Here is a 13,031-nt window from a genome sequence, read left to right as displayed (position 1 = left end):
ATGATGCCAGCCGATCTCCCCCCTTGAGGGGGAGATGGCCGGCAGGCCAGAGGGGGGTGCGCCTCGCACCCGCCATGGGCATATAACCGATGCACTTCGGACCCCACCTCCTCCTCGCCGCCCTTGAAGGCCTCGTCACCTCCGCCGTGCTGGCGCTGACGGCGCTTGGCCTGTCGCTGGTGTTCGGCGTCATGCGCGTCGTCAATGTCGCTCATGGCGAGTTCTTCATGCTGGGCGCGGTGCTTGCCTGGGCGATCTCCACGGCGATATCAGGCCATCCGGCGCTCGGCTTCGTGGCCGCCCTGGTGCTGGCACCGCTGATCGTTGGCTTGATCGCTTTGGTCGCCGAACGGCTGGTGCTGCGCCGGCTGAATTACAATCCGGAAGCCACCATCGTCGCCACCATCGGCATGCTCTACATCATCCAGCAACTGGCGCTGACCTTCTATGGTCCGGAGGCACGGCCGGTGGAGCCGCCCTTCAGCTACCGCATCCTTCTGCCGTGGTTCGGCTACTCCGGCTACAAGCTGTCGATCATCGCCGCGTCCGCGCTTCTGCTTGTCGCAACGTGGTTCGTGCTGACGCGCACGAAAATCGGCCTCGTCATGCGCGCCACGCAATATGACAGCGAGACCGCGCAGGCCTTCGGCATCCCGGTCGACCGCGTCTATGCCGGCGTCTTCGCGCTCGGCGCCATGCTGGCGGCGGTGGCCGCCGTGCTGATCGTGCCGATCAGCCAGGCGCATTATCTGATGGGGCAGGATCCGCTGCTGCTGTCCTTCATCGTCGTCATCATCGGCGGGCTGGGCTCGCTGCGCGGCACCGTCGTCGCCGCCGTGCTCATCGGCCTGTCGGACGGCATCATCTCGGTGTTCTTCTCGCCGACGCTGGCCAAGATCATCGCCACGCTGCTGGTTGCCATGGTGCTGGTGTTCCGGCCGCAAGGTCTGTTCGGGACGGCATCGCGATGAAGGAGGCTTCATCGGCAAAAGCCTATGCGTTGCATCTGGGCGTCATCGCCCTGCTTTTTGTCCTAAGCTTCGTCCTGCCGGAATATCACCACGGGCTGCTCGCCCGCATCATGGTGCTGGCGGTCTTCGCCATGGGCTACAACATGCTGTTCGGCTATGTCGGGCTGCTCAGCCTCGGCCACGCCATGTTCTTTTCGGCCGGGCTCTATGGCGCAGGCCTTGCCGTCATCCATCTCGGCTGGAGCGTGCCGGCCGCCTTCGCCGCCGGCCTTGCCTGCGGGGCGCTTCTCGCGCTGGTGATCGGGGTGCTTGCACTGCGCACTTCTGGCGTCGCCTTCATGATCGTCACCATGATGTTCGCGCAGGTGTTCTACCTCATAATCCTCTATTTCGCGTCTTGGACCGGCGGTGATCAGGGCCTGGTGGTGCCGCAGTCGGCGCGTGTGCTTGTCTTGGGCAGCACGTCGCTCGGCCTCACCAATCCGACCGTGCGCTACATGAGCGCGCTCGCCCTGTTCTCGATCGTGCTGCTGGCGACGCTCGCCGTCGTCCGCTCCAGGTATGGCCGTGTGCTGGTCGCTATCCGCGAGAACGAGGAGCGGACCAAAATGCTCGGCTACGACACGTTTTCCAACAAGCTCGCCGCGGTCGTCGTCTCCGGCACCATCTGTGCGGCCTCGGGCGCCGCCTACGCGCTGCTGTTCGGTTATGTCGGCTCGACGTTCGCCTCGGTGCAATACTCCATCCTGCCGCTGCTCTGGGTGCTGCTCGGCGGTGCTGCCACCACGCTCGGTCCGCTGATCGGCACGCTGTTCATGTACTATGTCGTCGACATCACCAGCGGCTACACCTCGGCCTACCTGCTGATCGTCGGCATCGCCCTCATCCTGCTGGTGTTGTTCTTCCCCAAGGGCATCCTCGGCACCATCCGCCAGCGTTGGCTAGGATGGCTGCCATGATGCCGCTGCTGACGACCAAAGGCCTGTCCCGCAATTTCGGCGGCCTGCGTGCCGTCGATGGCGTCGACTTCGCCCTCATGCCGGGCGAGATCCGCGCCGTCATCGGCCCCAATGGCGCCGGCAAGACCACCTTCGTCAGCCTGGTCAGCGGCCGCATCCAGCCGTCGTCGGGCATGATCGTCTTCGATGGCGCCGACATCACCAACCTGCCGGCCTACGCCAGGGTCCGCCTTGGCATCGCCTACACCTTCCAGATCACCAGCGTCTTTGCCAATCTCTCCGCCTATGACAACGTCGCGCTGCCAGTGCAGCGCACGCTGACCGATGGCCGCTCGAAAGGCGCCGTGCATGCCGGCGCCATGGCGGCGCTGGAGCGCACCGGCCTTGCCGGCCGCGCCCACATGCCGGCCGGGCAATTGTCCTATGGCCATCAGCGCCTGCTCGAAGTGGCAATGGGGCTGGCGCTGAAGCCGCGCCTGCTGATCCTCGACGAGCCGACGCAGGGGCTGGCCGACAGCGAGATCGACAATTTCATCGGGCTGGTGCGCGAGATCGCCAAAAGCGCCACCGTGCTTCTGATCGAGCACAACATGCCGGTGGTCATGCAGCTTGCCGACCGCATCACCGTCTTCAACGCCGGCAAGATCCTGGCCGAAGGCACGCCCGAGCAGGTCCGCGCCAACGCCGAGGTGCAGGACGCCTATTTGGGGACGACCCCATGACCGAAACACGGTCTGAAGCACTGACCATCTCCGGGCTCGACTGCTTCTACGGCGAGGTCCAGGTGCTCTACGGCCTCGACCTCGTGCTCAACAAGGGCGAGGTGCTTTGCCTGTTCGGCCGCAACGGCGCCGGCAAGACGACGACGCTGAAGGCGATCATGGGCCTCGTTCCCTCACGCGCCGGCTCGATCAGACTCGAAGGCAAGGAATTGACCGGCCTGCCGGCGCACGACGTGCCGAAGGCCGGCGTCGCCTATGTGCCGCAGGGCCGGCGGCTATTCGCCGAGATGACGGTGGCTGAAAATATCGAGATCGGCCTGATGGCGCGCGGCAAGGGCAAGACGACGCGCGAAAACGTGCTCGAGCTCTTCCCACTGCTGCGCCAGCGGCTGAGACAACGCTCCGGCACACTGTCCGGCGGCGAGCAGCAGATGTTGGCCATGGCGCGGGCACTGTGTCTCGAACCGCAGGTGCTTCTGCTCGACGAGCCGACCGAAGGGTTGATGCCGTCGATGATCGCAAAAATCCGTGAGACGGTGTCGAAGCTGCGCGACCTTGGCGTCTCGACGATCCTGGTCGAGCAGCGGGTCGATGCGGTGCTGTCCGTCGCCGACCGGGTCTCGTTCATCGAGAACGGCCGCAACCGCGAGACCGTCGATGTCGAGGAACTCCGCGCCGATCCGTCGGCGGTCCGCCGCTATGTCGGAGTAGGGTAGTCACCCGAAGAACATAAAGCCGGCAAGCAGAAATATCGGGATCAGCACGGCGCCCGACCATGCCATGTAGCCGAAGAAGCCCGGCATCTTCACGCCGCGATGCCTGGCAATTGCGTAGACCATGAAGTTCGGTGCATTGCCGATATAGGTGTTGGCGCCCATGAACACTGCGCCGGCCGAGATCGCCGCCAGCGTCGAGGCGAACGTGGTCATCAGATGCTGCGGATCGCCGCCGGCGAGCTCGAAGAACACCAGATAGGTCGGCGCATTGTCGAGGAAGGATGACAGCGCTCCGGTCATCCAGAAATACGCAAGGTCGTTGGGCTCGCCCGCGGGCGAGCTGACAAGCGAGACCAGCGGCGCCAGCGCGCCGTCGGGGCCGGCCCTGAGAATGGCGATGACCGGCACGATGCAAATGAAGATGCCGGCAAACAGTTTCGCCACTTCGGCGATCGGCTCCCAGTGGAAGTTGTTCGCCTGCCTGTGGCTCTTGTGCGAGGCCGCTAGCGAAAGGAAAGCAAGCGCCAGGATGATGGCGTCGCGCACGAGGTTCTGCAGTTCAAGGCTCACGCCCTGGACGGAGAAAGCCAGGCCTGGCTTCCAGGTCGCGGAAAGCAGGATCGCGCCGATCACCCCGGCCAGCAGCGGGATGTTGGCCAGGCCTCGGATGTGCACCTTCGCATCCGGTGTCGGATCCTTGATCTTCGGCGCGCCGGCCTCGCGGCGGTGCAGGACCATGTCCATGGCCAGGAAGACGGCCAGCACCAGGCCGCCGACGAACAGTGTCTCCTGATAGAGATTGGTGGTGGTCCAGAAGAAATCGACGCCGCGCAGGAAGCCGACGAACAGCGGCGGGTCGCCGAGCGGCGTCAGCGAGCCGCCGATGTTGGACACCAGGAAAATGAAGAAGATGACGACATGGGCGTTGAACGGCCGATTGTCGTTGGCGCGCAGGATCGGCCGGATCAGGATCATCGAGGCGCCGGTCGTCCCGATGACCGAGGCGAGCATCGCCCCGATCAGCAGCAGTCCGGCATTCACCAGCGGCGTGCCATGGATGTTGCCGGCGACGAGGATGCCGCCCGAAATGGTGAACAGCGCAAACAGAAGAATGATGAACGACATATATTCGGTGAGCAGCGCATGCAGTACCGCTTCCGTGGCCGAAGGCATGCCGAACGCAACCGCCAGCGGCACGACCACAAGCGCCGCCCAGAAGAGGGTGATCTTGCCGTAGTGGTGCTCCCAGACATGGTGGAAGAGCAATGGCCCGGTGGCGATCGACAGAAGCAGGCCGGCAAAGGGAAGCGCCCACCACAGCGACATTGTTTCGCCTGGCAACTCGTGGGCCTCGGCTGCGAGCGCTATGTCCGGAAGCAGGGTTGCGACTGCCACCACAGCGCCCGCCGTCAAAGCCGCCGCAAACCGCATAAGGCCCCCTCTGGAATTGTGTCGGATGCGATTGTTCAAGCCAGCGTCACGCCGGCATCGCGCATCCGGTTCAGCATCGTCTCGACGGACCCGTTGAGATTGATGCCGCGGCAGGCGTCGAGCCGCACTGTTGTGTGGAAGCCCTGCTTGACCGCATCGAGCGCCGAAAAGGCGACGCAGAAATCGGTCGCAAGACCAACCAGGGTCAGCGTGTCGATGCCGCGCTCCCTGAGATGGCCGGCAAGGCCGGTCGGCGTCGTATGGTCGTTCTCGAAGAAAGCCGAATAGCTGTCGATCGCCGGCCGGAAGCCCTTGCGGATGACCAGTTCGGCCTTGGTCCAGGCGAGGCCGGAGTGAAAGTCCGAGCCTAGGCTGCCCTGGATGCAATGGTCCGGCCACAGCGTCTGCTGGCCGTAAGGCATCTCGATGGTCTCGAACGGCTGCTTGCCGGGATGACTGGAGGCAAAGCTCGAATGGCCGGCGGGATGCCAGTCCTGCGTCAGCACGACATGTTCGGTCCGCCGGATCAGGTCGTTGACCAGTGGCACGATCTCGTCGCCGCCGGCCACCGCCAGCGCGCCGCCCGGGCAGAAATCGTTCTGCAGGTCGATGATGACAAGCGCTTCGTCGGCCATGGGCCTCCCTCTTGTTTGTCCGGAGGCATGACCCGAACCGGAAGTCTGCCGAAACGTGGAATCCGGTGTTCGAAGCCAGGTTCCACCGAAAAATGCCGCTGACGCGACCGGATGCAGAAACTCGACCAGATGGCCGGCTGCGTCAACCTCCAACGGCATAACAAATGCGTGCCGCCGCGCCGATGCGGAGAGCGGCCCCAAACTCTGGCTTTGACAATTCCTGCCGGCTTGATATCATTTGCATACGAATGAATTTGACCGGCCCGAATGCCGGAAGGATCCCTATTTCTGGGAAGGCAAAGCGTGATCCGTTACGCGAAACCCACCACCGTCGACGAGGCGCTCGCTTTGCTTGGCGAGGCTTCGTGGCGCATCCTTGCCGGCGGCACCGATTTCTACCCGGCACAAGGGGCCAAGCCTTTCCGCGAGAATGTCCTCGATATCAACGCTCTCGCAACGCTGCGCGGTATCGCCGAAACCGAGGACCATTGGGTCATCGGCGCGCGCACGACCTGGACCGATCTTGTCCGTCATCCGCTGCCGGCGGCGTTCGATGCGCTGAAGCAGGCGGCGCGGGAAGTCGGCTCCGTGCAGATCCAGAACGTCGCCTCCATCGCCGGCAATCTCTGCAATGCCTCTCCGGCCGCCGACGGCGTGCCGGCGTTGCTCATTCTCGACGCCGAGGTCGAGCTGCGCTCGGCAGCGATGGCCCGCCATCTGCCGCTGGAAAAATTCATCCTGGGAAACCGCCGCACGGAACTGCAGCCGGGCGAAATGGTCACCGCCATCCGCGTGCCGAAAAACGCGGCCACCGGCACGTCGGCTTTCGTGAAACTCGGCGCGCGTCGCTATCTCGTCATTTCCATAGCCATGGCGGCCGCCCGTCTGACCGTTGAGGACGGCATCGTCGGCAACGCTGCCGTCGCCGTCGGCTCCTGTTCAGCGGTCGCCAAACGTCTTGCAAGTGTCGAAGCAGCCTTGCGCGGCCTCCCGGTTGACCACGCCCTCGTCACTGCGATCCAGTCCGCGCCGATGGACGAGCTGTCGCCGATCGGCGACGTCCGCGGTAGCGCCGAATACCGGCTGGACGCCGCGCGCGAGATCGTCGCCCGCGCCGTGCTTGATGCCGCGGGTCACGCATCGAATGACAAGGCGGTGGCGGCATGAGCAAAGCTCAGCCTGGCATGAGCATGGAACGCGCCGACATCGCCTTCGTGGTCAACGGAGCCGCCGTTTCTGTCTGCGTGCCGCCGGTTCGTCGTCTCTCTTCGGTGCTGCGCGACGAATTGCGCCTGACCGGCACCAAGATCGGCTGCGACGCCGGCGACTGCGGCGCCTGCACGGTGCTTGTCGACGGCGAACCTGTCTGCGCCTGCCTCATGTCAGCGGCGTCTGCCGCTGGCACCGTGGTGACCACGGTCGAAGGGCTCGCCAATGGCAGATTGTCGGCGCTGCAAGCTTCGTTCCTCGACCATGGCGCCGCGCAGTGCGGCATCTGCACGCCCGGTCTGCTAGTCGCGGCAACCGCGCTGCTGAACAGGGAGCCGAACCCGAGCGAAACCGAAGTCCAGGATGCGCTGGGCGGCGTCCTGTGCCGCTGCACCGGGTACCGGAAGATCGTTGCGGCGGTGATGGATGCTGGACGGTTCGCGAGCGAACTATCGATGGACGGCACTGCCCCTCATCCGCCTGCCGGCACCTTCTCCCCGTACAGTGACGGGGAGAAGGACGAAGCTCCAGCGCTGGCGTCCCCCTCTCCCCGTCGTTCACGGGGGTCCGAAGGACGGGCGAGACCCGTGGCTCGCCCCGGAATGGGTAAGGGTGAGGGGCAGCACCAACTTCAGCGGCTCGATCTCGACCTTGACCGCAGAATGCCAATCTCAGGCCATGCTGTAGGCTCCTCTCCGATCAGGCTCGACGGCCTGCCGAAAGTCACCGGCGGCGAAAAATTCGGCGGTGATTCCTTCCCGGCCGATGCGCTGGCGGTGCTGGTGGTGCGCTCGCCGCATCATCACGCCCGCTTCGCCTTCGGCGATCTCGACGCCTGGGTGAAAACCCGTCCCGGCATCGTCGGCGTCTTCACCGCTGCCGACATTCCGGGAAAGAACAGCTTCGGCGTCATTGCGCCTTTTGCCGACCAGCCGGCGCTGGCCGAAGGCTTTTCGCGCTTTCGCGGCGAGGCAGTGGCGCTGGTTGCCGGCGAGCGCGAGGCCATCCTCGATCTCGATCTTTCGGATTTTCCTGTTCGTTGGACCGAGTTGCCATACCTTCTGCAGCCTTGCGAGGCGCAAGCCGGCGGCGCGCAACTGATCCACGAGAACCGGCCGGCAAACCTGCTCACCACTGGCTTCGTCGAGCGCGGTGACCCGGAGGCCGCTCTTGCCGGCGCGGCCTTCACCGCTTCCGGCGCCATCGATACCTCCTATGTCGAGCACGCCTATATCGAGCCTGAAGCCGGCCATGCCTATATGGATGGCGGCACGCTCGTCGTCGTCGCCTGCACGCAGGCGCCCTACATGGATCGCGACGACGTGGCAAAAGTGCTTGGCCTTGCCGTTGACAAGGTGCGTATCGTGCCGACAGCCACCGGCGGCGGCTTCGGTTCCAAGCTCGACGTCTCGTTACAGCCGCTGATCGGCTTGGTCGCGATGAAGACCGGGCGGCCGGCTGCACTCGCCTATACCCGCAACGAATCGATGATCTCGACCACCAAGCGTCATCCCGCCGAGATGAAGGCAACGATCGGCGCCGATGCCGATGGCCGCGTCACCGGCATGGTCTTCGCAGGCGATTTCAACACCGGCGCCTATGCGAGTTGGGGCCCGACCGTCGCCAACCGCGTGCCGGTGCACGCCTCCGGTCCCTATGCGACGCCGAATTACCGTGCCGAAGGCCGCGCCATCCACACAAATGGCCCGATCTCCGGCGCCTTCCGCGGTTTCGGCGTGCCGCAGGCGACGATCATGCAGGAAACACTCTATGACGAGCTGTCCGAAAAGCTTGGGCTGGACCGGCTCGATTTTCGCCTGAAAAACTGTCTTCGTAACGGCTCCGAAACGGTTACCGGACAGAGGCTGGAAGCAGGCGTTGGCATTGCCGAGTGCCTCGAAGCGTTGCGGCCGCATTGGACGCGCGCGCTTGCCGATGCCGAAAAATTCAACAGTGCCAATGACAGCAGGAAACGTGGCGTCGGCGTCGCCTCCTGCTGGTATGGCTGTGGCAACACCTCGCTGCCAAATCCATCGACCATCAGAGTCGGCATCTCCGCCACCGGCGACGTCGTCCTGCATCAGGGTGCCGTCGATATCGGGCAAGGCTCGAACACGGTCATTGCCCAGATCTGCGCCGACGCGCTTGGCTTGCCGCTCGAAAAATTCCGGCTGAAAAGCGCCGACACGGCGATCACGCCTGATGCCGGCAAGACGTCTGCTTCGCGCCAGACCTTCGTCACTGGCAAGGCCGCCGAAAAGGCCGGCGGCGCCTTGCGCGAGATCATGCTGCGCTTCGCCAATGTGTCGGAGAAGGCAGCGATCGCTCTGGATGGTACAAGCCTGGTCATCCGCGAGGGCGAAGCGACGCGGCATATCGATCTGTCCACGCTGAAGGCCGATGCTGACGGCTTCGTCTTCCGTGCCGAGGAAAGCTACGACCCGCCGACGCTGCCGCTCGACGCCAAGGGCCAAGGCAAGCCCTATGCCGTCTACGGCTATGGCGCACAGATCGCCGAACTCGAGGTCGACCTCAAGCTCGGCACGGTGAAGCTGATCAAGATCACCGCCGCGCATGATGTCGGCAAGGCGATCAATCCGCTGCTCGCCGAAGGCCAGATCGAGGGCGGCATCGCGCAAGGCATCGGCATGGCGCTGATGGAGGAGTACATTCCCGGTCGCACCGAAAACCTGCACGACTATCTCATCCCGACCATCGGCGACGTGCCGCCGATCGAGACCATCCTGATCGAAGTTCCGGATCCGGAAGGACCCTTTGGCGCCAAGGGCTTGGGCGAGCATGTGCTGATCCCGACGGCGCCCGCGATCCTCAATGCGATCCGTCATGCCACCGGCGTCCTGGTCACCAAAATTCCGGCGACGCCGAGCCGCATCCGCGCTGCGATCCGCGATAAGGAGGCACGCCGATGAGCGAGCTTGCCGAACGCTTCGAGACCCACGATCCCGGCGAGAAGCAGGTGGCGGAAAAGATCCGCTGCGACGCCTGCCCGGTCATGTGCTACATATCAGACGGCCGCACCGGCGCCTGTGATCGCTACGGCAATGTCGGCGGCAGGATCGTCCGCATGGATCCGCTGACCATCCTCGACCATGCAGCCGAGACCGGCGCTGCGGTTGTGCCTTTTGTCGCCGAGGGCGAAGAATGGGACGGCGAACTGGTCAACACCGGTCGCCGTTTCGTCACCGCGATCGGCGCCGGCACCACCTATCCCGACTACAAGCCTGCGCCTTTCATTGTCAGCCAGGAGGTCGAAGGCGTCGATCTCGTCACCGTCGTCACCGAGGGCATCTTCTCCTACTGCGGCGTCAAGGTGAAGATCGATACCGACCGCCACCTTGGTCCCGAGACTGCCACGGTCCGCGCGGCGGGTGAGGCAATCGGCCATGTCACGACAGGCGAATATGGCTCGCAGATGCTGTCGCTGGGCGGCGTGCATCATCTGACCGGCGGCTCCAAGGCCGAAGGTCGCGCCACCTGCGATGCGCTGCTTAATCTATGCAACCGCAAGCCGGTCGAGCTCACCATCGACGGCGGTGCCACGGTCATCATCGAAGCCGGCAAGCCACCGGTCATCGACGGCAAGGTCGAACATCGCATGCGCGTCGGCTGCGGCTCGGCCACCATCGGCATGTTCGCCACCCAGTGGCGCGGCCTGGTCGACGAGGTGGTGGTGGTCGACGACCACATCACCGGCGTCGTGTCCGAGCATCAGGCAGGCAAGGTGCTCGGCTGGCAGGATACCGGGATCAAGATCATCGGCCGCCGTTCGACGCCGGGCCGCTATTTCAAGGTGTCCGAGCCCGGCCTCGGCTGGGGCGGCACCAGCATTTCCGACCCGCTGTCGATCCTCGGCGAATGGAACGCCAAGAAGGGCGCCCGCCCCGGCCTGTCGCTGCTGATGGTCTCGACCACCGGCGAGCAGTTCGCCTATTACGAGCTCGATGATGAATTGAAGCCGGTGCAAAAGCGCTTCCCGGAGCGGCTGCAGAAATCCGTCGGCCTGATCGAGGACAATTGCGAGCCGGCGCTGTGCACCGTGCTGTTCGTCGGCGGTGCCGGCGGCTCGCTGCGCGCCGGTGTCACCGAGAACCCGGTCAATCTGACCCGCTCGGTGCAGGGCCTGACGACTTATGTCACCGTTGGCGGCGCGCCGGTCTATGTTTGGCCGGGCGGCGGCATCACGCTGATGGTCGATGTCACCCGGGTGCCGGAAGGTGCCTTCGGCTATGTGCCGACGCCGGCGCTGGTGGCGCCGATCGAGTTCACCCTGCGCCGCGACGACTATGTCAGGCTCGGTGGCTACGAAGCTGAGATCCGCAGCGTCGAGGATATTCTTGCCAAGGGCGGTGAGTACCTCAATCCGCGCCGCGGCACGGGCGCGCCGGCCAGCAATCCGTGGCCGCCGCTGGCGCAGTTGCGGCGTGCCGCGAGCAACGGGTCCGGGTGATGAACGGCCCGCAGGCACATTGGCTTGAGGACGGCAGGCGGCTGCATCTCAATCATGGCCCGATCGACCTGATCATCGAGGCTTTTGGCGATGCGGACGAATGCCGCGCCGCCTACAGCCAGGCGGTGGCGCGGTTCCAGACAATCCTGCAGGAGATCGTCGACGACCTCCCAGAACTGCGCCGCCCGGCCTCCTCGCGGCAACGTGCTTTCGCCGGTCTGACGGCACGACGCATGGAAGCGGCAGTTGTTCCGTTGGCGAGACAATTCATCACGCCCATGGCTGCGGTCGCCGGTTCGGTGGCCGACGAAATGCTTGACGCGCTGCTGGCCGGGCGCCGGCTCGATCGCGCCTATGTCAACAATGGCGGCGACAGCGCCATCCATCTCGGCAGCGGCCGGTCCATAACCGTCGCCATTGCCGGGACGGGTCATGGACTGGCAGACCGTATCACCATCCGCGCCGAAGACGGGATCCGCGGCGTCGCGACCAGCGGCTGGCGCGGCCGTTCCTTTTCGCTGGGTATTGCCGACGCAGTCACGGTGCTGGCGCGGACAAGCGCTGAAGCCGATGCCGCCGCGACCCTGATCGCCAACGCCGTCGATCTGCCCGGTCATCCCACCATCGAGCGCGTTCGGGCCCGCGATCTGGCGCCCGACAGCGACCTTGGCGATCGCCTGGTCACCCAAGCCGTCGGCGTGCTTTCTACTAGCGAAATAGCCACCGCGCTCGACAGCGGGCTCGCCGTCGCCGAAGATTTTCGACGACAGGGCCTGATTGACGCTTCAGCGCTTTTCCTTGCCGGTCAGGCACGGATCGCCGGTTCCATGGCGCTTGCTGCGCCCAACGAGAAGTCAAGGAAGGAAATTGCCCATGCCTGAGTTTGCGATCCGCAAAATTGCGGTGCTGACCGAAGAGATCTTTCACGAGGGCGGGCCGGTGGCGAAGGTGCCGCGCCGCCGCGCCGCTGCGATGGCTGTGGTGAAGAACCCGTTCGCGGGCCGCTACGTGGAAGACCTGCAGAGCGCGATGGACGATCTGAAGCCGCTCGGCCTGCTGCTCGCCGACAAGCTCATCGCCGCATTGGGCGGCGACGTAAAGCAGATCGACGGCTATGGGAAAGGCGCCATCGTCGGTATCGCCGGCGAGCTCGAGCATGGCGCGCTGTGGCATGTGCCGGGTGGCTACGCCATGCGCGAGCGGCTCGGCGACGCCAAGGCGATCGTGCCATCGGCAAAGAAGGTCGGCGCCTTCGGTTCAAAGCTCGACGTGCCGCTCGGCCATATCAACGCCGCCTATGTGCGCAGCCATTTCGATGCCATGGAGGTCGGCATCAGCGACGGGCCTCGTCCCGACGAGATCCTGTTCTGCCTCGCCATGACCTGCGGCCCGCGCGTGCATGATCGCATGGGCGGCCTCGCGGCCAAGGACATCAAGGCATGGGACGGACTGCGGTGAGCGCCGAAGACATCAAGCTCAAGCTGGTCGAGGCGGAGGAGCCTGACGAAAACGATTACCGCCTGCAGGAGCAGGTTGGCTTCATCCTGCGCAAGGCGCACCAGCGCCATGTCTCGATCTTCGCGGCACATATCGCCGACCTGACACCGCCGCAATTTGCCGCCCTGGCCAAATTGCACGACGTCGGCGAGACCTCTCAGAACCAGCTTGGCAGCCTGATCGCCATGGATGCGGCGACGGTGAAAGGTGTCATCGACCGGCTCAAGGCGCGCGGCCTGGTCGAGCTTTCCAAGCATGAGGTCGACAAAAGGCGCCTGCTGGTCAATCTGACCGCTGAGGGCCGGGATGCCATCGAGCGGCTGATCCCGATCGCCCGCGATATCACGCAGGAAACGCTGGCGCCGCTTTCCGCCAAGGAGGCCGCCACCTTCATGAGGCTTTTGGCCAAGCTGGCCTGAGCAG

12 protein-coding genes are annotated in these 13,031 nt (G+C 64.9%); 10 read left to right on the top strand and 2 right to left on the bottom strand.

Features of this window, described 5'->3' with window-relative positions; all coding sequences use genetic code 11:
• The first annotated feature begins 89 nt into the window (after positions 1-89).
• The 4 genes from EJ075_RS08910 to EJ075_RS08895 are packed head-to-tail and all read left to right on the top strand — an operon-like array spanning position 90 to position 3,368.
• Positions 90-971: a branched-chain amino acid ABC transporter permease gene (locus tag EJ075_RS08910; protein ID WP_126104083.1), complete on the top strand. Its 882-nt coding sequence runs from the start codon at positions 90-92 to the stop codon at positions 969-971.
• Positions 968-1,930, top strand: a complete 963-nt coding sequence (locus tag EJ075_RS08905; protein WP_126104082.1) for a branched-chain amino acid ABC transporter permease — start codon at positions 968-970, stop codon at positions 1,928-1,930. Before EJ075_RS08910 ends, EJ075_RS08905 begins: the two co-directional genes overlap by 4 nt.
• Positions 1,927-2,652: an ABC transporter ATP-binding protein gene (locus EJ075_RS08900; RefSeq protein ID WP_126104081.1), complete on the top strand. Its 726-nt coding sequence runs from the start codon at positions 1,927-1,929 to the stop codon at positions 2,650-2,652. The genes EJ075_RS08905 and EJ075_RS08900 overlap by 4 nt, the downstream gene beginning before the upstream one ends.
• Positions 2,649-3,368, top strand: a complete 720-nt coding sequence (locus EJ075_RS08895) for an ABC transporter ATP-binding protein (protein WP_126104080.1) — start codon at positions 2,649-2,651, stop codon at positions 3,366-3,368. Before EJ075_RS08900 ends, EJ075_RS08895 begins: the two co-directional genes overlap by 4 nt.
• On the opposite strand, the gene EJ075_RS08890 is transcribed toward EJ075_RS08895, so the two are convergent.
• Positions 3,369-4,799: a sodium:proton antiporter gene (locus tag EJ075_RS08890; protein ID WP_126104079.1), complete on the bottom strand. Its 1,431-nt coding sequence runs from the start codon at positions 4,797-4,799 to the stop codon at positions 3,369-3,371.
• Positions 4,800-4,834: 35 nt separating this feature from the next.
• Positions 4,835-5,434: a bifunctional nicotinamidase/pyrazinamidase gene (gene pncA, locus EJ075_RS08885; RefSeq protein WP_126104078.1), complete on the bottom strand. Its 600-nt coding sequence runs from the start codon at positions 5,432-5,434 to the stop codon at positions 4,835-4,837.
• A gap of 303 nt (positions 5,435-5,737) precedes the next feature.
• Between pncA and EJ075_RS08880 the strand changes: the two genes are divergently transcribed.
• The 6 genes from EJ075_RS08880 to EJ075_RS08855 are packed head-to-tail and all read left to right on the top strand — an operon-like array spanning position 5,738 to position 13,027.
• Entirely contained in the window at positions 5,738-6,601 is an 864-nt protein-coding gene (locus EJ075_RS08880; protein WP_126104077.1) for a xanthine dehydrogenase family protein subunit M, read from the top strand.
• Positions 6,598-9,573, top strand: coding sequence for a molybdopterin-dependent oxidoreductase (locus EJ075_RS08875; RefSeq protein ID WP_126104076.1), 2,976 nt, complete (start codon positions 6,598-6,600; stop codon positions 9,571-9,573). Before EJ075_RS08880 ends, EJ075_RS08875 begins: the two co-directional genes overlap by 4 nt.
• The gene (locus EJ075_RS08870) at positions 9,570-11,111 is read left to right on the top strand and encodes a 6-hydroxynicotinate reductase (RefSeq protein WP_126104075.1); all 1,542 of its coding nucleotides are present in this window, start codon (positions 9,570-9,572) and stop codon (positions 11,109-11,111) included. The genes EJ075_RS08875 and EJ075_RS08870 overlap by 4 nt, the downstream gene beginning before the upstream one ends.
• Positions 11,111-11,992, top strand: coding sequence for a UPF0280 family protein (locus EJ075_RS08865; RefSeq protein WP_126104074.1), 882 nt, complete (start codon positions 11,111-11,113; stop codon positions 11,990-11,992). The genes EJ075_RS08870 and EJ075_RS08865 overlap by 1 nt, the downstream gene beginning before the upstream one ends.
• Positions 11,985-12,569, top strand: a complete 585-nt coding sequence (locus tag EJ075_RS08860) for an amino acid synthesis family protein (RefSeq protein ID WP_126104073.1) — start codon at positions 11,985-11,987, stop codon at positions 12,567-12,569. The genes EJ075_RS08865 and EJ075_RS08860 overlap by 8 nt, the downstream gene beginning before the upstream one ends.
• On the top strand, positions 12,566-13,027 hold the full coding sequence (locus EJ075_RS08855) for a MarR family transcriptional regulator (RefSeq protein ID WP_126107286.1): 462 nt from the start codon (positions 12,566-12,568) through the stop codon (positions 13,025-13,027). Before EJ075_RS08860 ends, EJ075_RS08855 begins: the two co-directional genes overlap by 4 nt.
• The last annotated feature ends 4 nt before the right edge of the window (positions 13,028-13,031 follow it).

Origin of the sequence: Mesorhizobium sp. M6A.T.Cr.TU.016.01.1.1 (assembly GCF_003952585.1) — a bacterium.
Lineage (GTDB): Bacteria > Pseudomonadota > Alphaproteobacteria > Rhizobiales > Rhizobiaceae > Mesorhizobium > Mesorhizobium mediterraneum.
Note: the sequence above shows the minus strand (reverse complement) of the source record. Positions and strands in the feature narration are given on the sequence as shown.

Excerpts from the sequence above, each read along its gene's own strand:
- EJ075_RS08910 (WP_126104083.1), top strand. The coding sequence starts at position 90 with ATGCACTTCGGACCCCACCTCCTCCTCGCCGCCCTTGAAGGCCTCGTC.
- EJ075_RS08905 (WP_126104082.1), top strand. The coding sequence starts at position 968 with ATGAAGGAGGCTTCATCGGCAAAAGCCTATGCGTTGCATCTGGGCGTC.
- EJ075_RS08900 (WP_126104081.1), top strand. The coding sequence starts at position 1,927 with ATGATGCCGCTGCTGACGACCAAAGGCCTGTCCCGCAATTTCGGCGGC.
- EJ075_RS08895 (WP_126104080.1), top strand. The coding sequence starts at position 2,649 with ATGACCGAAACACGGTCTGAAGCACTGACCATCTCCGGGCTCGACTGC.
- EJ075_RS08890 (WP_126104079.1), bottom strand. The coding sequence starts at position 4,799 with ATGCGGTTTGCGGCGGCTTTGACGGCGGGCGCTGTGGTGGCAGTCGCA.
- pncA (WP_126104078.1), bottom strand. The coding sequence starts at position 5,434 with ATGGCCGACGAAGCGCTTGTCATCATCGACCTGCAGAACGATTTCTGC.
- EJ075_RS08875 (WP_126104076.1), top strand. The coding sequence starts at position 6,598 with ATGAGCAAAGCTCAGCCTGGCATGAGCATGGAACGCGCCGACATCGCC.
- EJ075_RS08870 (WP_126104075.1), top strand. The coding sequence starts at position 9,570 with ATGAGCGAGCTTGCCGAACGCTTCGAGACCCACGATCCCGGCGAGAAG.
- EJ075_RS08865 (WP_126104074.1), top strand. The coding sequence starts at position 11,111 with ATGAACGGCCCGCAGGCACATTGGCTTGAGGACGGCAGGCGGCTGCAT.
- EJ075_RS08860 (WP_126104073.1), top strand. The coding sequence starts at position 11,985 with ATGCCTGAGTTTGCGATCCGCAAAATTGCGGTGCTGACCGAAGAGATC.